The 19,997-nt window shown below is 63.9% G+C and carries 19 protein-coding genes; 14 read left to right on the plus strand and 5 right to left on the minus strand.

Features of this window, described 5'->3' with window-relative positions; all coding sequences use genetic code 11:
- Positions 1-96 precede the first annotated feature (96 nt).
- Positions 97-963: an MBL fold metallo-hydrolase gene (locus AC1DMY_RS14420; RefSeq protein ID WP_477165626.1), complete on the plus strand. Its 867-nt coding sequence runs from the start codon at positions 97-99 to the stop codon at positions 961-963.
- Between the two features lie 16 nt (positions 964-979).
- On the opposite strand, the gene AC1DMY_RS14425 is transcribed toward AC1DMY_RS14420, so the two are convergent.
- Entirely contained in the window at positions 980-1,198 is a 219-nt protein-coding gene (locus AC1DMY_RS14425) for a CsbD family protein (RefSeq protein ID WP_477165627.1), read from the minus strand.
- A 279-nt stretch (positions 1,199-1,477) separates the two neighbouring features.
- Here AC1DMY_RS14425 and AC1DMY_RS14430 point away from each other — a divergent pair, with 279 nt between their 5' ends.
- The gene (locus tag AC1DMY_RS14430; RefSeq protein WP_477165628.1) at positions 1,478-2,029 is read left to right on the plus strand and encodes an HdeD family acid-resistance protein; all 552 of its coding nucleotides are present in this window, start codon (positions 1,478-1,480) and stop codon (positions 2,027-2,029) included.
- 62 nt (positions 2,030-2,091) lie between these two features.
- On the opposite strand, the gene AC1DMY_RS14435 is transcribed toward AC1DMY_RS14430, so the two are convergent.
- Positions 2,092-2,688, minus strand: a complete 597-nt coding sequence (locus AC1DMY_RS14435; RefSeq protein WP_477165629.1) for a hypothetical protein — start codon at positions 2,686-2,688, stop codon at positions 2,092-2,094.
- A gap of 135 nt (positions 2,689-2,823) precedes the next feature.
- The gene (gene queF, locus AC1DMY_RS14440; protein ID WP_477165630.1) at positions 2,824-3,648 is read right to left on the minus strand and encodes an NADPH-dependent 7-cyano-7-deazaguanine reductase QueF; all 825 of its coding nucleotides are present in this window, start codon (positions 3,646-3,648) and stop codon (positions 2,824-2,826) included.
- Positions 3,649-3,805: 157 nt separating this feature from the next.
- Between queF and AC1DMY_RS14445 the strand changes: the two genes are divergently transcribed.
- The 8 genes from AC1DMY_RS14445 to AC1DMY_RS14480 all read left to right on the plus strand — a co-directional run bounded on the left by AC1DMY_RS14445 (position 3,806) and on the right by AC1DMY_RS14480 (position 13,562).
- Complete coding sequence (locus AC1DMY_RS14445; protein WP_477165631.1) at positions 3,806-5,773, plus strand: M1 family metallopeptidase; 1,968 nt, start codon at positions 3,806-3,808, stop codon at positions 5,771-5,773.
- 169 nt (positions 5,774-5,942) lie between these two features.
- Positions 5,943-8,129: a penicillin acylase family protein gene (locus tag AC1DMY_RS14450; protein WP_477165632.1), complete on the plus strand. Its 2,187-nt coding sequence runs from the start codon at positions 5,943-5,945 to the stop codon at positions 8,127-8,129.
- Between the two features lie 454 nt (positions 8,130-8,583).
- Positions 8,584-10,188, plus strand: coding sequence for a S8 family serine peptidase (locus AC1DMY_RS14455; protein ID WP_477165633.1), 1,605 nt, complete (start codon positions 8,584-8,586; stop codon positions 10,186-10,188).
- A 189-nt stretch (positions 10,189-10,377) separates the two neighbouring features.
- Positions 10,378-11,694, plus strand: coding sequence for a Xaa-Pro dipeptidase (locus AC1DMY_RS14460; protein WP_477165634.1), 1,317 nt, complete (start codon positions 10,378-10,380; stop codon positions 11,692-11,694).
- 89 nt (positions 11,695-11,783) lie between these two features.
- Positions 11,784-12,251, plus strand: a complete 468-nt coding sequence (locus AC1DMY_RS14465; protein ID WP_477165635.1) for a nuclear transport factor 2 family protein — start codon at positions 11,784-11,786, stop codon at positions 12,249-12,251.
- Positions 12,252-12,292: 41 nt separating this feature from the next.
- Positions 12,293-12,643: a UBP-type zinc finger domain-containing protein gene (locus AC1DMY_RS14470; RefSeq protein WP_477165636.1), complete on the plus strand. Its 351-nt coding sequence runs from the start codon at positions 12,293-12,295 to the stop codon at positions 12,641-12,643.
- 60 nt (positions 12,644-12,703) lie between these two features.
- The gene (locus tag AC1DMY_RS14475) at positions 12,704-13,120 is read left to right on the plus strand and encodes a VOC family protein (protein ID WP_477165637.1); all 417 of its coding nucleotides are present in this window, start codon (positions 12,704-12,706) and stop codon (positions 13,118-13,120) included.
- 100 nt (positions 13,121-13,220) lie between these two features.
- Complete coding sequence (locus tag AC1DMY_RS14480) at positions 13,221-13,562, plus strand: ribonuclease E inhibitor RraB (protein WP_477165638.1); 342 nt, start codon at positions 13,221-13,223, stop codon at positions 13,560-13,562.
- 15 nt (positions 13,563-13,577) lie between these two features.
- On the opposite strand, the gene AC1DMY_RS14485 is transcribed toward AC1DMY_RS14480, so the two are convergent.
- Positions 13,578-13,820 (minus strand): hypothetical protein, encoded by a 243-nt coding sequence (locus AC1DMY_RS14485; RefSeq protein WP_477165639.1) that lies wholly within the window; start codon positions 13,818-13,820, stop codon positions 13,578-13,580.
- A 126-nt stretch (positions 13,821-13,946) separates the two neighbouring features.
- Positions 13,947-15,629: a hypothetical protein gene (locus AC1DMY_RS14490; RefSeq protein WP_477165640.1), complete on the minus strand. Its 1,683-nt coding sequence runs from the start codon at positions 15,627-15,629 to the stop codon at positions 13,947-13,949.
- Positions 15,630-15,931: 302 nt separating this feature from the next.
- On the opposite strand from AC1DMY_RS14490, the gene AC1DMY_RS14495 reads away from it, so the two are divergent.
- The 4 genes from AC1DMY_RS14495 to AC1DMY_RS14510 all read left to right on the plus strand — a co-directional run bounded on the left by AC1DMY_RS14495 (position 15,932) and on the right by AC1DMY_RS14510 (position 19,894).
- The gene (locus AC1DMY_RS14495) at positions 15,932-18,136 is read left to right on the plus strand and encodes a toll/interleukin-1 receptor domain-containing protein (protein WP_477165641.1); all 2,205 of its coding nucleotides are present in this window, start codon (positions 15,932-15,934) and stop codon (positions 18,134-18,136) included.
- A 79-nt stretch (positions 18,137-18,215) separates the two neighbouring features.
- Entirely contained in the window at positions 18,216-18,659 is a 444-nt protein-coding gene (locus AC1DMY_RS14500; RefSeq protein WP_477165642.1) for a hypothetical protein, read from the plus strand.
- A 252-nt stretch (positions 18,660-18,911) separates the two neighbouring features.
- Positions 18,912-19,058, plus strand: a complete 147-nt coding sequence (locus AC1DMY_RS14505) for a hypothetical protein (protein ID WP_199728104.1) — start codon at positions 18,912-18,914, stop codon at positions 19,056-19,058.
- A 17-nt stretch (positions 19,059-19,075) separates the two neighbouring features.
- Entirely contained in the window at positions 19,076-19,894 is an 819-nt protein-coding gene (locus tag AC1DMY_RS14510; protein WP_477165643.1) for a hypothetical protein, read from the plus strand.
- Positions 19,895-19,997: the final 103 nt, after the last annotated feature.

Raw genomic sequence — 19,997 nt, forward strand, 5'->3', positions numbered from 1 at the left:
CAGGCTGCAGCATCCAGAGTCGCTATGGCTATTGGCCGCTGGCATCGCGATGCCCCATGCGTTCCAATAAGCCGCCATGGACACGAGTAGCAAGCCGTGCAGCGACCCGAGGTAAAGGCCTTCTTCGACGAGTCGAGCAACACCTTCAGCTACGTCGTGGCCGATCCGGTGACGCGCAAGGCGGCGGTGATCGACAGCGTGCTGGACTACGACGCGGTCTCTGGCCGTACGCGGCGCGATTCGGCCGACGCCATGATCGACTTCGTCAAGGCGCAGGGGCTGGAGCTCGAATGGGTCATCGATACCCATGTGCATGCGGATCATCTTTCTGCCGCGCCTTATGTGCAGTCCGTGCTTGGCGGCAAGCTGGCGATTGGCGAGCACATCCGTGAGGTGCAGGAGACGTTTGGCAAGATCTTCAACGCCGGTGCTGCATTTGAGCGCGACGGCAGCCAGTTCGATCATCTGTTCAAGGACGGCGAGCGCTACCGGGTCGGCAGCATCGATGCGGTGGCGATGCACACACCAGGCCACACGCCGGCGTGCATGACGCATGTGATCGGCGATGCGGCGTTCGTCGGCGACACCTTGTTCATGCCGGACTACGGCACGGCGCGCTGCGATTTTCCTGGTGGCGATGCGCGCACGCTGTACCGTTCGATCCAGCGGATTTTCAGCCTGCCGGACGATACCCGCGTGTTCCTATGCCACGATTACAAGGCGCCAGGTCGAGACGCCTTCGCGCATGAAACCACGGTAGGCGACGAGCGCCGCAGCAACATCCACGTGCGTGTGGGCAGCGATGAGGAAGACTTCGTGCGCATGCGCAGCACGCGCGACGCAACGCTCGCGATGCCGCGACTGCTGCTGCCTGCCGTGCAGGTGAACATGCGGGCAGGCCGCTTTCCGCCATCGGAAGACAACGGCACCAGCTATCTGAAGATTCCACTCGACATCATGTGAGCGTCGCAACGGTCGCTCAGCGCGAGCTCTGTGAATGGCATAGCTGTTTCTCGAAAGCCTTCACCTGCTGATCGGCTTGGTCGCGCGCGATGCCGTCGCGCTGCTGCAGTTTGCCGGACAGGTATTCGGCGTTGCCTTCGGCGATTCTCAAATCGTCCGCCGTGAGCTTGCCCCAGTGCTGCTTGACCTGACCGGCCAGTTGCTTCCCATGGCCCTGGATATTGCCCTTTTTCATGCTGAGTCCTCGATGGATGGCCCATCGTGCCGTACGCTTCACATGGCAATTCAAGCAAGCCGCGGGTTAAGTGGGCGTGCCATCCGTGTTGCGGCATTGACCGGATTTGAGCCCTCTGCGGGCGGCTGAGACGGCGTTCGCATTGCGTCGACACGCCGGATGCGTCGATGTTGTCTCGGACACTCGCGCGACGAAGGGGGAGGCTCCCCTATTCCTGCCTGGCAGTGAGTGTCTGCGGGCCGATGGTGCCGCCATTCAACCTCAAGGAGGGTCGCGACTATGAGTTCCATCCTGCATCGGGGCGTCAGCCGTACGGGCTGGTTGCTGGTGTTCTACGGGGTCATCTCCATTTTGTTTGGCATCAGCGCCTTGGTGTGGCCGGGCGGCACCGTGATTGCGCTGACCTGGGCGTTTGGCGTGATGGCCTTGGCGGAGGGCATCATCAGCGTGTTTGCCTTGTTCAATCGTCATCTGGCGATGTCGCGCGGCTGGCTGATCGTGTACGCGATCGCCTCGATCGTGTTCGGGCTGTTGGCGATCTGGCATCCCTTGGCCGTGGTCAATGTGTTGCTGCTGTTCCTGGCGGCGTGGCTGATCGTGGCGGGCATCTACCGCATCGTGTTCGCCATCCGTGTACGCAAGGAGATAACCGGCGAATGGATGATCGCGCTGAGCGGCGTGCTGGCGATCGTGCTGGGCGTGCTGTTTGCCGCTTACCCGGTCGCCGGCCTGCTCACCGTGGCCATATGGATAGGCGTGGCCGCGCTGATCTACGGCGTGCTGCAGGTGATCGCAGGCGTGCGCGTGCATACGTGGAAGCGTGCCCTGTAGCCATCTCACTCAGCCACAAAAAAGGCGCCGTAAAGGCGCCTTTTTCTTGGGTGGCGATGGGCCTAGCTGCGTACTTCGAAATCCTCCGTCGCCACCGGCCTGCCGTTGAGCGAGATCACGACCTTGTACTTGCCCTTGGGCCACGCGTTGGGATTTTGCACCTTGAACGTGGTGATCGCCGGGCCGTCGGTGGCGATGGATTCGCTGGTGCTGCTGAACGCCTCATCCTTGCCGTCGACATAGCTCCACTTGGCATTCAAGGTGGCGCTGTCGGTGGTGCCGATAGTGGCCACGCTGGCGTAGATCGCCTGGTCCTCCGGCGCAAAACGGCGCTGCTCCTTGCTGATGGCATGCGCGGCGTCGACCTGGCTGCCCAGGGTGACGGCGGCCACCTTGATCTCGCCGCCGGTCTGTATGCCGGCCGACTTTCCGGTCGTTTCCGCCGGAGCGGGCGCGGTGCTGGCCGGCGATGGCGCGCTCGACGGCGGCGGCATCGGCGTGCTGCCCGAGGGTGCCGGGGCGGCGGGCGCCGGAGCGCTGGTTGCCGGTGCCGTCGGCGTGGTGTTGGACGCTTCCTGGTTCTTGCCGCACGCGCTCAGCACTAGCAATCCGGCAAGGGTCGCGCAGTACAACGCCGTTTTACGTGGCTGGATATTCATGACTGACCCCGTGACCGGTGGCGGACACGCACCCGGCGGATGAGGCCGGGCGCATGGTCAAAAGGGAGGCTAGCTTCGGCGGTCTGAAGCTGCGATTACCGCGGTTTTCGCCTCGACGCCGCCTTCACGACGGGCTTACTGGCGTGCACCGCGCGGATTGCCGGGGCGCTCGTTGCCGGTGCTGCGATACGGGTTGATATCCAGCCCGCCGCGTCGCGTATAACGCGCATAGACGCTCAGATGCTGCGGGCGGCAGCGCTCCATCACGTCGACGAAAATCCGCTCGACGCACTGCTCGTGGAATTCGTTGTGGTTGCGGAACGAAACGAGGTAGCGCAGCAGGCCGGCCTGATCGATCGGCGCACCCTGGTAATGGATCTGCACGCTGCCCCAGTCCGGCTGGCCGGTCACCGGGCAATTGGAACGCAGCAGGTTGGAGACCAGCCTTTCCTCGACCACGGGTGCATGGTCGTTGGTCATCAGATAGTCCGCGCACGGCGGACCATAGTCGTCGATGTCGATCGCCAGCTCATCCACCAGGGTGCCCGCGAGGTCGGTGACGGCATGCCCGCGCGCCTGCGCGTGGCTCAGGGTCACTTCCACCGGGGCGCCTGCAGCCGCCGAGAGATCGCGCATCAGGATGGCCGACAAGCCGTGGCTGTCGTCCATGCGTTCCTGCGAAAAGCCATTGAGATAAAGCTTGAACGACTTCGACTCGATGATGTTGGGCGAGCTGGCGGGCACGCGGAATTCCGCCAGCGCCACCACAGGCTTGCCGCGGGTATCGAGCCAGGACAGCTCATAGGCGTTCCAGATGTCCTCGCCGTGGAACGGCAAGGGCTCGGCGACGCCGATCTCGTCGCGCTTGTCCTGGCGCGGGATGGGGAATAGCAGCGCGGGGTCGTAGCGGTCGGCATAGACGGTGGTCTTGCCGAGCGGGGAATGTTCGGGGGTACTCATGGCGCCATTGTACCGCCTCGCAGGCGCGGCCCTGGGCCGCTGGCCGCCGCCGTCGCATGAAGCTGCGGCGCGGCCCATGACCACTGACCCGGTTCATCCGGCGCCCCGCTGCCTATATTGTCAGGTTCAGACCGGTGAGCCTTGAGGAAAACGCGTGATGAAGAAACTCGTCCTGGGCTGCGCCGTTGCGGCGGGCCTGCTTGCAGCTGGCGCCCTGTGCGCGCCCGCCTTTGCCGACGGCGCGGACGCCGTGTTCGATCCCCAGGCGCTGTTTGCGCCGCTCGTACTGCCCGATGCGCCCAATGCGTTCCGCGACGGTGCGGGCAAGCCGGGGCCCCAGTTCTGGCAGAACCGCGTGGATTATGCGATCGAGGCGAACATCGACCCGGCCTCGCACACGTTGCGCGGCGATGAAACCATCACCTACACCAACCGCAGCCCCGATGCGCTGGACGTGCTGTGGGTGCAGCTGGACCAGAATATCTATCGCCGCGACTCGCGCGGCTCGCTCTCCTCGCCGCGTCCGCGCAACGACTTCACCGACGGCTACCAGATCGAGGCGGTGGAGGTGGACGGCAAGCCCACGCACTTCCTGGTCGACGACACGCGCCTGCGCGTGGACCTGGGCCAGGCGCTGGCCGGCAACGGCAAGCAGGCGAAACTGCGCATCCGCTATCACTACACGGTGCCAGGCACCTGGGGCGGTCGCACGGCAGTCACTCCGACCAAGAACGGCGACATCTACGAGATCGCACAGTGGTTCCCGCGCATGGCCGTCTACGACGATTTGCGCGGATGGGATACGCAGCCCTACCTCGGCTCGGAGTTCTATCTGGAATACGGCGATATCGATTACGCCGTTACCGTACCGTGGAATTACATCGTGGCCGGCTCTGGCGCGCTGACCAACCCCGGCGACGTGCTCACCGCCACGCAGCAGAAGCGCCTCGCGCAGGCGGCGCAGAGCGACAAGACGGTGATGATCCGTTCGCCGCAGGAAGTGAACGACCCCGCCAGTCGCCCGAAGCAGAGCGGCACCCAGACCTGGCGCTTCCACATGGAGCACACGCGCGACGTGGCCTTCGCCGCCTCGCCGGCCTTCGTATGGGATGCCGCGCGCATCAACCTGCCCGAAGGCAAGCACGCACTCGCCATGTCGGTGTACCCGGTAGAAGGCGTGGGCAAGGACAAGTGGGATCGCTCCAGTGAATACGTGAAGGGCGCGATCGAGCACTTCTCCTCGAAGTGGTATCCGTACCCCTGGCCGGTGGCGGTGAACCTCGGCGGGCATGGCGCGGGCATGGAATATCCCGGCATCGTGTTCGACGGCTTTGACGACAAGGGCCCGATGCTGTTCTGGATCACCGCACACGAAATCGGCCACACCTGGTTTCCGATGGTGGTGGGCTCCAACGAACGCCGCAACGCGTTCATGGACGAAGGCTTCAACACCTTCATCGACGTTTATGCCTCGGACGCGTTCAACAAGGGTGAATTCGCGCCCAAGCGCGACGGCGAGTACGCGCCCAAGGGCGGCAATCCGGTCGATGAGATCCTGCCACTGCTGGCTGATGCCAACGCGCCCACGCTGATGGCGCCGGCCGATTCGGTCGCGGAGAAATACCGCCACCCGGTGAGCTACTTCAAGGGCGCACTCGGCCTGGTGCTGTTGCGCGAGCAGATCCTGGGACCCGACCGTTTCGACCCCGCCTTCCGCAAATACATCGCCACTTGGGCATATCACCATCCCACGCCCTCGGACTTCTTCCGCTTCATGAGCAGCGAGGCGGGCGAGGATCTGTCGTGGTGGTGGCGCGGCTGGTACCTCAACAACTGGCAGCTGGACATGGGCATCAGCACGGCAAGCTATGTCGACAACGACCCGGCCAAGGGCGCTCAGGTGACGCTGACCAGCAAGCAGAAGCTGGTGATGCCGTCGATGCTGCGTATCGACTATGCCGACGGCAGCCACGAGGACGTGGCTGTGCCGGTGGAGGCATGGCGGCAGAGCGCGACGCCGAAGCTGGCGTTGCATACGAGCAAGAAGATCGCGAAGCTCACGCTGGATCCGGAGCATAAGTTGCCGGATGCGGATCGGGGGAATAACAGTTACGCCATGTCGTGATATCGGCGCGTTGCGTTTCACGAGCTCGTCATCCCGGCGAAAGCCGGGATCCAGTGCCTTTACATGCGATAAAGCCAAGGCGCTGGATTCCGGCTTTCGCCGGAATGACGGAGTAGGAAGGGCTGGGGCGACCGGTCAAAACTCGTCCACAAGAAAGGCACCGAAGACCATGACCATCGCCAGCCGTACACTTTCTGCCGCCGTACTTCTCGCACTCGGTTGCCTCGGCACTGCACACGCAGCACCCACCGACACCTCCCGCTGGAAAACCGAAGCCGCCGCCGTCACCATCACCCGCGACGACTGGGGCATCGCCCACGTGCACGGCAAGACAGACGCCGACGCCGTGTTCGGCATGGCCTATACCCAGGCCGAGGACGACTTCAACCGCGTCGAGACAAACTACCTCAACTCGCTGGGCTGGCTTGCGCAGGCCGAGGGCGAGCAGGCGATCTGGTCCGATCTGCGGCAGCAACTGTGGATCGACCCGGTCCAACTGAAGCAGCAGTACGCGAAGAGTCCTGCGTGGCTGCGCGAGCTGATGAATGCCTGGGCCGACGGCCTCAACTATTACCTCGCCACGCATCCGGATGTGCATCCGCGCGTCATCACGCATTTTGAACCGTGGATGGCGCTGAGCTTCAGCGAAGGCAGCATTGGCGGCGATATCGAGCGCGTCTCGTTGAAAGAGTTGCAGGCGTTCTATGGGAAATCCACGGATGCCGTGGCCTTCGTCGACACGCCGTCGAGCTGGGCCGAGCCCACCGGTTCCAACGGCATCGCCATCGCGCCGAAACTCACCGCCGATGGTCACGCCTTGCTGCTGATCAATCCGCACACCTCGTTCTTCTTCCGTTCCGAACTTCAGATGTCGAGCGATGCGGGGCTGGATGTGTATGGCGCGGTGACCTGGGGGCAGTTCTTCATCTACCAGGGTTTCAACAAGCACATCGGCTTCATGCATACCTCGACGACAGCCGACGTGGTGGATGAGTTTGCGGAAACCGTCGTGCATGACGGCGGCAAGCTCGGCTATCGCTACGGCAAGGACGTTCGATCAGTCACCACCAAGCCGATCGCCGTGCGCTACCGCAAGGCCGATGGTTCGATGGCCGAGCGTACGTTCACCACCTATGCCACGCACCACGGCCCCGTCGTGCGCGCAGAGGGCGACAAATGGATCGCCACCGCGCTGATGAACAAGCCGATGGAAGCACTGGAGCAAAGCTGGTTGCGCACCAAGGCGACCGACTTTGCAAGCTTCATGAAGATCGCCGAGCTCAAGGCCAACTCGTCCAACAACACCATCTTTGCCGATGACAAGGGCGAGATCGCGTACTTGCATCCGCAATTCATCCCCAAGCGCGACAACCGTTTCGATTACACCAAGCCGGTGGACGGCAGCGATCCCGCCACGGACTGGCAAGGACTGCTGCCGCTGGACGCCGCGCCGCATCTGCTCAATCCCGCCAACGGCTGGATCATGAACACCAACGACTGGCCGTATTCCGCAGCGGGTCCCGACAGCCCCAGGCGGGAAAACTATCCGCGCTATATGGATAGCGTTGGCGAGAATCCGCGCGGCATCCACGCCACCATGGTGTTGAGCGACAAGCGCGACTTCACGCTGCCGTCGCTGATCACGGCGGCATTCGATTCGTATCTGCCCGCGTTTGCGCGGCAGGTGCCGATCCTGCTGAAGGATTACGACGCGCTGCCCGCGAACGATCCGCTGAAGAAGAAACTCGCCGGGCCGATCGCCTTGCTGCGCGGCTGGGACTATCGCTGGGGCATCGCCTCCATGCCCACCTCGCTGGCGGTGTTCTGGGGCGATACCTTGTGGGACAAGGTCGACAAGTCCGACGTATCCGAAGGGCTCTCCGTTTACGACATCATGGCCGAGCGCGCCGGACCCAAGGCGCGTCTCGAAGCGCTGGTGGACGCATCAACTCGCCTCGAAAAGGACTTCGGCAGCTGGGGCGTGCCGTGGGGCGAAGTCAATCGCTACCAGCGCATCAACGGCGACATCGAGCAGCCCTTCGACGACAGCAAGCCAAGCATCCCCGTGCCGTTCACCTCATCGCGCTGGGGCTCGCTCGCTTCGTTCGGTGCGCATCGCTGGCCGGGCACGCGCCGCTACTACGGCACCAGCGGCAACAGTTTTGTCGCGGCGGTGGAGTTTGGCGACAAGGTGCGCGCGCGTGCGATCACGGCGGGTGGAGAGAGCGGACATCCGACATCGCCGCATTTCAATGATGAGGCCGAGCGCTACACCACCGGCAATTTGCGCGCGGTGTATTTCTGGCCGGAAGACCTGCAGGGGCATGTCGAGCGGACCTACCATCCAGGGTCATAAACGAGCTCGCCAGGCGCGAGCGCGAACGCCTACACGCATCGCTTATGTGAACCGGCTCACATAAGCGGTGCCTGCCCGCGCCGGCGGCAGCAATTATTTGCGATTCCTTCACCGGTCCCATGAATCAATGTCGTAGTCGCAGAATCATGCGACGTGGCTGCGCGAGGGGACAAGAAACGCGCGCCACCCACGAGTGACCTGCGTTGCTGGCTGTCCTGTGGGGACGCCGGTGCGGTGAGCGTTTGCGCTGGATTCTGGGGTTACCTGTTTCGTTGATTCGCTGCGTTACGCGCGGCGCAGGTTCGATTTGTCTTCGCGGTGGGTCACGGACGACTCCCGCGATCGCGGTAAACATCAACGTCGAAGGCTCGACGCATCGAGGCGCCGCCACGGTGGGATTCCGACTGGACGTCACGGGATCACTTCGACCTAACCCAAGCATGGAGAGTTCGAAATGGAACGTCATACTCACAAGCGTTGGCTGGTGGTTTCCCTGTTGATGGCGCTGTCCGCCTCGGCGTCCGCCGCCGACTTCGGCACATCGCCGCCGCCATCGGCCAATTTCGATGTAAGTCCATTGCAGAACGATCAGAGCTATACCGGTTTCATCATCACCTACAAGGACGGCAGCGCCGAACGCAGCAACGCGGCGATCGCCGTGCAGAACGTGGGAGTGGCGGTATCGCGCGCAAAGCTGAGCGCGGGAACGCTTGCCGCACCGCGTGCGCTCGCCGTGCGATACGAGCGCAGGCTGGCCACCGGCGCGGATCTGGTGCATACCGATCGCGCGCTGTCGGCGAGCGAAGCGGCGACGCTGATCAGGCAGATCGCTGCCGATCCCGCGGTGTCCTTCGTGGAACCGGAATACATGCTCAAGCGTGTCGACGGCATTCGCCCGCAAGGCGCGGCGACCTTTACCGTTCCCAACGATCAGTACTACGCGGGCTACCAGTGGGATTACCTGGCTCCCAGCGGCGCGAGCTTCTTCGACAACACGCTCAACGCCAACGTGGCCAACTGGGGCGCCGCCAATATCCAGCAGGCATGGACGCTGGCCGATGGCACCGGCGTGACGATTGCCAGTCTCGATACCGGCGTCACCAATCATCCGGATCTCAATCTCTCGCTCGCCAGCGCCGGCTACGACTTCATCACCAGCGCAGCCGTGTCGGGCCGCTCCACCAACGGCCGCGTGGCAGGCGGCTGGGATACCGGTGACTGGACCACGGCAAACCAGTGCGGCTCGGGCCAGCCCGCGGAGAGCAGCAGCTGGCACGGCACGCATGTGTTCGGCACGGCAGGTGGTGAGATCACCAACAACAGCACGGGCATGGTGGGTACTGCCTTCAATGCGCAGGTGGTGCCGGTGCGCGTGCTGGGTCACTGCGGCGGCTCGAACGCCGACATCGCCGATGCCATTACCTGGGCGTCGGGTGGCACCGTGTCGGGCGTGCCGGCGAATGCGCATCCGGCCAAAGTGCTCAGCCTGAGTCTGGGCGGGTCGGGCACCTGCCCGTCGAGCAGCGTGCTGGGCAAGGCGATCACCGGCGCGGTTGGCCGCGGCGCCAGCGTGGTCGTGGCGGCTGGCAACAGCAACGCGAATGCCGCGAACTTCTCGCCGGCCAGTTGCGCAGGTGCGGTCGTGGTGGCCGCCACCGGCGTCACCAGCACGCGCGCCTACTACTCCAACTACGGCTCGATCGTGACGTTGGCCGCACCCGGCGGCGGCGTGTACAAGAACGACGCATCGAGCGGCACGCAGGCCACCACCGGCTTCATCTGGTCCACCATCAATGCCGGCACCACCACGCCGACCACGGCAACCTACGGCGGCATGGCCGGCACCTCGCAGGCCACGCCGCATGTGGCGGGCGTGGTGGCGCTGATGCAGAGCTATCGTCTTGCGCTCGGCAAGGCCCTGCTGACGCCGGCGAAGGTTACCCAGTTGCTGAAGTCCTCGGCCACCGTGCCGCATGTGACGCCCAGCGGAAGCAAGCCGATCGGCTCTGGCATCGTCAACGCCTATGCCGCCGTGCAAGCGGCCGGTAGCCAGCCCTGATCCATGGCGGGACCGATGTCTCCCGCATCGGTCCCGCTTTCCTCTGGCCTTCCATGCGCCATCCGTCACGGGTGACGGATCGTCGTTTTACGGTAAGGTGAGGGCAGGGGGATAACGCAAGACCGTGGCGCGATGCGCGGCGTCGGGCTGTCCGCCCACTGCCATCGTCATTGCCCACGGAGATGTTCCATGCGTTTGCTGCCCCTGTTTTCCGCCATCGTCTTAGGCCTGGGTTCGGCCGCTGCCGCATCGGCCGACGACGCACCGGCACCGACTCGCGTCGCCGTGCGCGCCGCGCACCTCGTCGACGTCAAGGCGGGTACCGTGCGCGACAACCCGCTGGTAATCATCGAGGGCGAACGCATCACCGAAGTCCGCTACGACGGCCAGGTGCCGGCAGGCGTCAACGTGATCGACCTGGGCAGCGCAACCCTCTTGCCCGGACTGATCGACTGCCACGTGCATCTCACCGGCGATCCGGGCGAGGTGAAGGGCGATTACTACGAGGCCGTGCTCAAGCGCGGTTCGATCGATTCGGCGATCCTCTCGCCGACCTACGCCAAGCGCACGCTGGATGCCGGCTTCACCACCGTGCGCAATCTGGGCGCGCCTGACTATGTGGATGTGGCGCTGCGCAATGCGATTGATCGCGGCGATATTGCCGGTCCGCGCATGCTGGTCTCCGGTCCGCCGCTGGGCGCCACCGGCGGCCATGCCGACGACACCACCGGCTTCTCGCCGTGGATCGAGTTCCACGGGGTCGAAGGCGTGGCCGATGGGGTCGATGCCATCCGCCATCGCGTGCGCGAAAACGTCAAGAACGGCGCCGACGTGATCAAGTTCATGGCCAGTGCCGGCGTGCTCAGCGCGGAGGCATCGGTCGGTGCGCCACAGTATTCGCAGGAAGAAATGAACGCCGTGGTGGATGAGGCGCATCGCTGGGGCAAGAAAGTGGCCGCGCATGCGCACGGCGCGGAGTCGATCAAGATGGCCATCCGCGCCGGCGTGGACTCGATCGAGCACAGCAGCATGATCGACGAGGAAGGCCTCAAGCTGGCCAAGCAGCACGGCACCTATCTGGACTTCGACGTCTACAACGACGACTACATCCTCAGCGAATATGCCAAGAAGGGCTTCCCGGCCAGCACGGTGGAGAAGGAACGACTGGTGGGCCGCCTGCAGCGCGAGAACTTCCAGCGCGCGGTGAAGGCGGGCGAAAAGATGGCCTTTGGCACCGATGCCGGCGTCTATCCGCACGGCTGGAACGCCAAGCAGTTCGCCGTGATGACCCATTGGGGCATGACCTCCATGCAGGCCATCCAGGCAGCCACCGTCAACGCCGCGGATCTGCTCGGCATGACCGGCAAGGTCGGTGCGGTGGCGCCGGGCTACTACGCCGACCTGGTGGCGGTGAGCGGCGATCCGATCAACGATGTTGCGCAGCTGGAACACGTCAGCTTCGTGATGAAGGGCGGCGCCGTCGACAAGAACGACATCAAGCGCTGATCCGGGACTCGTTCGAGGCAACCTTCGCGGGACGTGGATGTTACTCAGGCTATGCTTGCGTTTCGCTCAACCCGTCCCCGAGGTGTGCCATGGAAGTTCGTCAGCCTGTTCCTCCCTTCACCGCCGAAACGGCCGCGCAGAAAGTGCGCCTTGCCGAAGATGGCTGGAACAGTCGCGACCCGGTGAAGGTGTCGCTGGCGTACTCGCCCGATACCTACTGGCGCAATCGCGCCGAGTTCGTGCATGGTCGTGAGGACGCGCAGGCGTTCCTCACGCGCAAATGGAATCGCGAACTCGACTATCGCCTGATCAAGGAACTGTGGACCTTCGCCGGCAACCGCATCGCCGTTCGCTTTGCCTACGAATGGCATGACGATTCCGGCCAGTGGTACCGCAGCTATGGCAACGAGAACTGGCAGTTCGACGAGAACGGCCTTATGACGCATCGCCATGCGTCCATCAATGACCTGCGCATTGCCGAATCGGAGCGCAAGTATCACTGGCCGCTCGGTCGCCGTCCGGACGATCATCCGGGCCTGAGTGATCTTGGCTTCTGAGCGCCGTCGCCACCCATCGATCACCGTAAAGGAGGCCACCGATGAGCCATGCGGATACCGGTATCAATCTGGACGCTGAACCCAGCGGCGAAGGCTGCGTCGAATGTCTCAAGGCCGACGGCTGGTGGCTGCATCTGCGGCGCTGCGCGCAATGCGGGCATATCGGCTGTTGCGACAGTTCGCCCAGCCAGCACGCCAGCAAGCATTTTCATGAAACCGGCCATCCGGTCATCGCCAATTTCGAGCCGGACGATCCGTGGTTCTACGACTTCCGCACGCGCCGGGCCTACGACGGACCGCAGTTGCGTCCGCCCCATTTCCATCCCCTGGATCAGCCCACGCCGGGGCCTCGCGGCAAGGTGCCGAGGAACTGGGAAGATCTCCTGCATTGAACGCCGCCCCGGCTTCCAGGCACGGGTTTGGCTTGAATATTCGACGATGGATGCGACCTGATGAACGACAGTAATGCACTGACCGCCGGCATCGATCATGTGGGCTTGACCGTGGGCGATATCGAGCTTTCGCGGGCCTTCTTCGTGCAATGCCTGGGTTGGCGGGTGGTCGGTGGCAACCCCGGCTATCCGGCGGTATTCGTCTCCGATGGCACGTCCGTGCTGACCCTGTGGCAGGTCGACGGCACGGAGGGCCACCAGCCGTTCGACCGGCGCAAGAACATCGGTCTTCACCATGTCGCGCTCAAGGTGTCCAGCGAGGAAGCATTGCATGCGCTGTTCGCCAGGGTCGCCGCATGGCCCGGCGTGGAAGTGGAGTTTCCGCCCGAGGCCGTGGGCAAGCTGGGCAATATGCACGGCTTTGTGCGTGAGCCCGGCGGAACACGAGTGGAATTTCGCTACAACGTGCCGGCGTAGTCGTGGGCGTGGCAGCGTACTTGCCGCTGCGCGCGTTCCACGGGAGACTGGGCCACGCGCTCACACCTGCGCGCAGCGCTACACGCACACGGGATAGGCAATGAACGAACACGTGGACTTTCCGGATGACGAGAATGGCGACGTGCTGCGGCAGATGGCCGAGCAAGGCGACGATCTCTCCATAGCGCGCGAAATCGACTTCTCGGTGATCTTTCCCACGGAGGAAGCCGAACTGCAATTCGCGGTGCTGCTGCTGAGGAACGGCCAGAAAGTCTCCTTCTCCGAATACGAAGCGGACGAGGAGCGTCCGTGGGAAGTTCAAGCCCACCCCTTCATGGTTCCCTCGCACGACAACATCAGCGGCTACGAAAGCCTGCTCGCCAGCGAAGCCGAATCGCTGGGGGGTCTCAATGATGGCTGGGGTTGCGTGGTGCAGGAGTAAGTCGCAGCTCTGCCACTAGCACGAAGGCGTGCGATCAACCTCGGCCATCGCTGTCCGCTTGGTATGTTCCTCCCGCGGCACGCGTTGGATGGCCGGACGCGCCGCGTTGTTGGCGTGGGACCGGCGTTGTTCGCTGGCGCGATGATGAAAAGCCAATGCAGCGGCGCGGACATCGGGTGGCGCATAGCGGAGATCGCAATCGGCGCTGGCGTTCGCGCTTAGCGACAAGGTCAATGCGAGGATGAGTGTTCGTTGCATGAGATACCTCCGTGGCGTTGGGAGGTTCCCACGGGGCGACGGAAGGCGGCCATCCGGTTCTTGTGCTTGACCCAGCGCGCAGCGTGCGATGCGTGGCGGGGCGCGCCTTCGTGTATCGACAGCCAGTTAGAACTTGCTGTGCTCCACCTGCCGCTCACGACGCATCAGCGTCCATTCCGCATGCTCGGTCAGCGCGGCATCGCCCAGTGAGCGCAGGATGCCGCGCTTCTCGGCGGGATCGTCGGTGCGGTCGAGCGCCGCTCTGGCGCCGCTGAAAATGCGCTGCATGAAGCGGTATTGCCGGATGAGTTCCTTATCGGCCTTCCTGTACGCATAGGCCTCGCGCACGGCGGCGACGATGGACAGCACGGCCATGATCACGACCAGCGTGTTCTTGATGTCTTCCGGCAGCTTGAGCGCAAATATCGCGAGAAACACGCTGATGGAGATGCCAGCCCACAAACTGATCGAGCCCACCGTCTCGGTGAGATGGTGCAGGCCCGCACTCTCCAGCGTCTTGCATTCGAAGTAATGAAGCTGGCCCGAGCGGCCCGGCTCGCCCACCCATTCGTTGATGACCTGGGCCAGCGCGTCCGGCTCCGGCCTGGCCGGCGGTTGCAGGCCCACGGCGCGCATCACGTTGCGGATCCAGCCCAGTTCGATGTTCTGCTTCTGCAGGAAGTTGTCGTGGGCAAACTCGTGGTCGGTGTCTTTGGAGATGCCGGCGCGCCGCCAATAAAGCTGGATGCGCAGGCCTTCGGCGAGTGCGCGGTAGTCAAGATACTTGCGGTGCCATTCGCGGCGACGCGCGAGTGCGGCGACGATGCCGCCTGCCGCAAACAGCAGCAGGAAGAAGTAGATCATGTTGTTCTGCTGGGTAAGGTGGGCATACAGGGTGAAGGCGATACCCATCAGCGCAGCCAGCGTATAGGTCACGCGCAGCGCAAGCAGCACGCGCTTGCGGAAATGCATGGCAAGCCAATCGGCGCATCGAAAAAGCCGGTCGACCGTTTCCGTGCTCGGGCTGGCTGATACGCCATGCTCGTTGGCCGCGGCATCGATCTGCGGCGCATAGGTCTCGCAGTCGTCATTGAATTCGATCATGTGACGAATCATCAGGTCGAATTCTTCCGGCGGCTCGGTTTGCAGCGACACGTGGTCGCCGGTTCGCCATAGCGTCTCCAGCGCCGTCAAGCCTTCGGCCACCGAACCCTGCGCACCTTCGCGCGAACAGACGATGTGATAGAGCAGGTGCTCGTCGCCGCCGCTGAGGATATGCCGCGCCTGCCGCGGGTGTTCGATGATGCCGGGCAGCGACCCGTGCAGGTAGTACTTCACGATCTGCGCCGTGCCGCCAAGACGCCCGGAATCCTTGCCGTCCCAGATCGAGACCAGGATATGCGCGTGACTGGCGATGAACACGCCCGCCTTCGCGTATTGTCGATTGCGTGCCTCGCCGTGCGCTTGGAGTGCCTCGCGCGATTGGCTCTTCAATAGCGGGAGGCGGATGACATCGGCGCGCTGAAAGAGCTCCTCGAACCGTTCGCGCACCGAGGGCTCGGCGAAATCCTCGACATACATTTCGCGCGGCAAGGGCAGGGGAACCACCAGACGCGCGCCCGCCGCCAAGGCCTCGCTCGCGAACAGCTGATCGCCGCCTTCGGCCAGCGCGGAGAGCGCCACCAGCGGCAGCGACGGGTAATGGTGTTTGAGCGAGGCGAAAAAGGCCTGCAGTCGATGCCGGATCGGCTCGATCTCGGCCGCAGCGATGTTGCGATGGCTGGTGACGCCGACTACCAAAGGTGTCATGGCAACCTCCGCGCGAGCCACGGTCCGGAGCAGCGAACGCGTGGTGTGTCCGTCATTGCAGGGCAAGGCGGGGCTGGCCCCGACGAGAAGGGCGCGTGAAGGCCCGCTCGTGTATCCCCTCCGCGAAACCACACGGAGCCTACCATCAAAAATGTGATGTACATCACATTCTTGATATCATTCCGGGCGGCGGCAGGGGGCGAGCGCCACCGGTTCCAGTCAAGGCTTCGCGCCGGCTGGCCAGCGGTTGCGGACGTTCCCGGCCAGGAAGGCCATGGCCTTCCTCGGGAGTGCACGGCGTCATGAAGCAGCCTGCGGCAGCCCCGGCATGCCGGTATCGCGCCTTCATCAGTTACAGCCACCGGGATGCCTCCTGGGCGAGCTGGCTGCACAAGGCGCTGGAAACCTATCGCGTGCCGTCGCGCCTGGTGGGCAAACAGACGGCCGCCGGACTGACGCCGCGGCGACTCGCACCGATCTTCCGCGATCGCGACGAACTGGCCAGCGCGACTGATCTGGGCAGCAAGGTACGCGAGGCGCTCGCGCAATCGGCCAACCTCATCGTCATCTGTTCACCGCACTCGGCCACCTCGCATTGGGTGCAGCAGGAAGTGCTGGCTTTCAAGCGGCTGGGGCGCAGCGCCAACATTTTCTGCCTGATCGTGGATGGCGAGCCGAACGCAAGCCAGGGTGGCGACCAGGCGCAGGAATGCTTTGTTCCGGCGCTCCGCTTTCAGCTCGATGCCAGCGGTGAACTTGGCAGCCAAACGTCCGAACCCATCGCCGCGGATGCGCGCGCTTCGAAGGATGGGCGCCGCAACGCCAAGCTGAAGCTGATCGCCGGCATGCTGGCGATCAGTTTCGACAGCCTCAAGCAGCGCGAACTGCAACGACGCAATCGACGCTTGAGCATGATCACCGCCGCCGCGCTGGTAGTGGCTGCAGTGACGGCATCACTGTCGATCGTTGCCATGAGAGCTCGCCATGCCGCCGAAGTGGCGCGCGTGGATGCCGAGCGTCGCCAGCGCCAGGCGGAAGACCTGATCGACTTCATGCTGGGCGACCTCAACGACAAGCTGCACCGCATCGAGCGTCTGGACATCATGGAAGATGTCGACAACAAGGCGATGAAGTACTTCGCCGCCATGCCCACCACCGATGTCACTGAGCAGGCGCTGGCACAGCGCGCCAAGGCACTGGAACGCATCGGCTCAGTACGCGAAGAGCAAGGACATCTGGCCGATGCGATTGCGTCGTATCGGGCGGCTGCCATGCTCGCTTCATCGCTTGCCCAAAAGGCCCCCACCGATGCAGCGAAGCAGCTGCAATATGCGCGCATCCTGGCGTTTATCGGCCGGGCGCACTGGTTTGAAGGAGAACTCGACGCCGCCCAGACCAGCTTTGAAGAAGCGCAGCGCGTGCTGCTGCGCGCCGAGCCGTATGCCAAGGGCGATCTCGAGCTGCAACTGGAGCTTGAGATCGTGGACAACAATATGGGTCACGTACTCGAGGCGCGCGGCCGCCTCGACGAGGCACTGGTCAGCTACCGCAGCGCGTTGGAACTGGCGGGCAAGCTGGTTGCCGCCAAACCCGATCGCGCCGACTGGGCCACCGAACTCGGCGGCGCGCACAACAACATCGGGAAACTGGCCTTGATGCACGGCGACCTGGCCGCCGCCATCGCCGAGTACGGCTCGGACGATGCGATCGAAACGGCGTTGTCCGCACAGCATCCCGATGACTTCAGCCAACGCGACTCGATGCTCACGGTGCGCGCCATCCTCGGTCGCACGCTGGCCTTGGTGGGCGACGACGATACCGGCATGCGCCACATGCAGCAGGCGGTCGATATCGCCGACGGCTTGGTGAAGAGCAACCCGAAAATCACCGGATTCCAGGAAGACCTGGCCCGCTATTCGGCGCAGCTGGCGCGCCTCAAGCGCATCAATGGCGATCTGCCTGCCGCCAGTGCGCTCATCGCGCGCTCGCTGGCGATGGTGGCCGCGCTGGTCAAGCAGACTCCCACCGACGCCGGCTTTGCGCGGCTGCAAGCCGAAGCGCAGACCGAGCATGCGGCACAGCTGCTCGCCGCGGGGCAAGGCGACGCGGCGCACGCGCAGTTGCTGGTGGCGCTGGACGCGCTCCGTCCGATGCTGGCCAAGCAGCCGTATGACCGTTCCATGGTGTTGGCCAACGGCGCGGCGCAACTGCTGCTGGCGGCGGCCACGACTGATCCGGCTGCGGCCGCGCAGCTGCGCCGCGACGTCGTGACGATGGCGCAAGGGCAGCCCAGCGGTCAGGGCGACCCTCGCCTGCTATCCATGCAAGCCCGCGCGCTGCTCGCGCTGGGCGACACCACCAAGGCCGATCCCTTGGTGCGGCAACTATGGAGCAGCGGCTATCGCGATGCGGAATGGCTGACCGTGCTGCGGCGCGCGCACGTGGCTTATCCGATCAACACCGTCTTCCAGAAAAAGTTGGTGGCACAGAACAGCAGCGATCACTGATCAGGCTGACCGGGGCAGTCGAGAGTACGGGAGCACCATCAGTTAGGGAACCGCAACCACTCAACGACGGGAGTTCATCATGAAAACCAGCAACCCCAGCAAGATCGATATCGACGTGGAGCTTTATCGGAACCCCAAGCCGGGACGGGAGGAGAACTTGTTGGTGGTCAATCAGGGTAAGCACCACCATGCCTTCGAGAAGGTCGCCAGCGACGACCAGCCACACACGATCACTTGGACATTGTCGGGCAATGCAAGCGATGGTGAGTTCTGCGCGGCCGACGATCCGCATAGTCCCGGATTCTCCTGGCTGGTGCGCAGGCCGAGCGACAAGGTGTTTCGCAATCTGCGCTACGAAGGCAAGAAGAAGATCAGCATCGACAACTATCATTGCGACAAGAACAGCGAAGGCGTGTGGCATTACCAGCTGTTCGCGCGCTTTGGCGACAAGGTATACGGCGTGCCGCTGACGTTTGTGTGCGGTGAGTCCAACAGCCCTCATCCGTCGATCAAGAACAATTGACGCTGCCGGCCGATGACGGCGCACGGCCGCATGGCGGCCGATGCATGACGCCCAAGGCCGCCCACGGATGTGGCGGCCTTTGCGCCATTACCTCAAGCGGCGTTGAAGGTCGCACACCGATAGGGAAAGCCAGTTAACCGGCCTGTTGCCACCCACATCGATCTCTCGCGTTTCTCACACGTTGTCTACGGAACCGGTCGCACTGTCCAGCCACACGCGGCATGCCCGCCGTTGTCCAGCTGGAGCGTATCCATGAGCGACCTCATCGAAAGCCAGGCCAACGAGTCTGCGGAACCCGCCCAAAAGCAGCGTGGCGGCATTGGCTATGTCCTGCTGTGGATTCTGGGTGTCCCGCTGCCCGTGCTGATCCTTATTGCGCTGGTTCGCGGTTGCGCCTGACCTCTAGGAGAATCTCCATGGCTACGACCTATAGCAGCGCCATTGCCCTCGATCCTCTTGCACAGATGCGCTGGAGTGCGGTCTTCGCGGGGTGGTTTGTGGCGACCGGTATCGCGATACTGCTCTACGGCGCGGGCATCGCGTTGGGCTTCACCGCATTCAATCCGCACAACGCGGAAGCCGCGGCCAAGGGATTGGGCATCGGCACCATCATCTGGATGATCCTGACCTGGGCTGCCTCGCTGTTTGTCGGTGGTCTGTTCGCCAGCTGGTTTGACGGTCGCGCCGACGACACCATGGGCAGTCTGCATGGCATCACGGTGTGGGGCGTGGCGATGACCGCCAGCACCCTGTGGCTTGCACTGACGCTCGGCCAGTTGAGCCATGAGCACAAGTCATCCCATGGCGACTCGATGGACACCATGGCAACGGTCAGCAACGAACCCATGGCAGTACTGCGCACCGATGTCCATCGCACGCTGACGTCGCAACGCGAAAACCGTTCCGACCGCCAGACGGAGAAGGTGCTGATCGCGGCACTCGTGGCGGGCCACACGGATACCGCCCGCGCCATCCTGATTGCGCAGACCGAGATGCCCACGGACCAGGCGACCATGCGCGTGAATACTTGGCTGCCCGTCGCCAACGCGACGCGCGATCAGCTAAAGAGCGATGCCGATCGCCTGAAGCACTATGCGGCCGTCGGCATGCTGACCTTGCTGTTGAGTGGACTGGCTGGCCTGATCGCGGCTGCCTTGGGCGGCTGGGTTGGCTCGCGCCATATCCATCGCATCTACCACCTGCGTCGCTATGAGGGTCGTCCCTTCCGCGGCTAATGGCGCGAGAGGGCAAGCGCAACGGCAGCGTCTGGGCAGGCGCTGCCGTTTGTTTGTTCAACACAGGATGAGGGGCCAGATCCTGAAATCGCGCCATTCGAGC

The organism is Dyella sp. 01L423 (genome assembly GCF_056399945.1).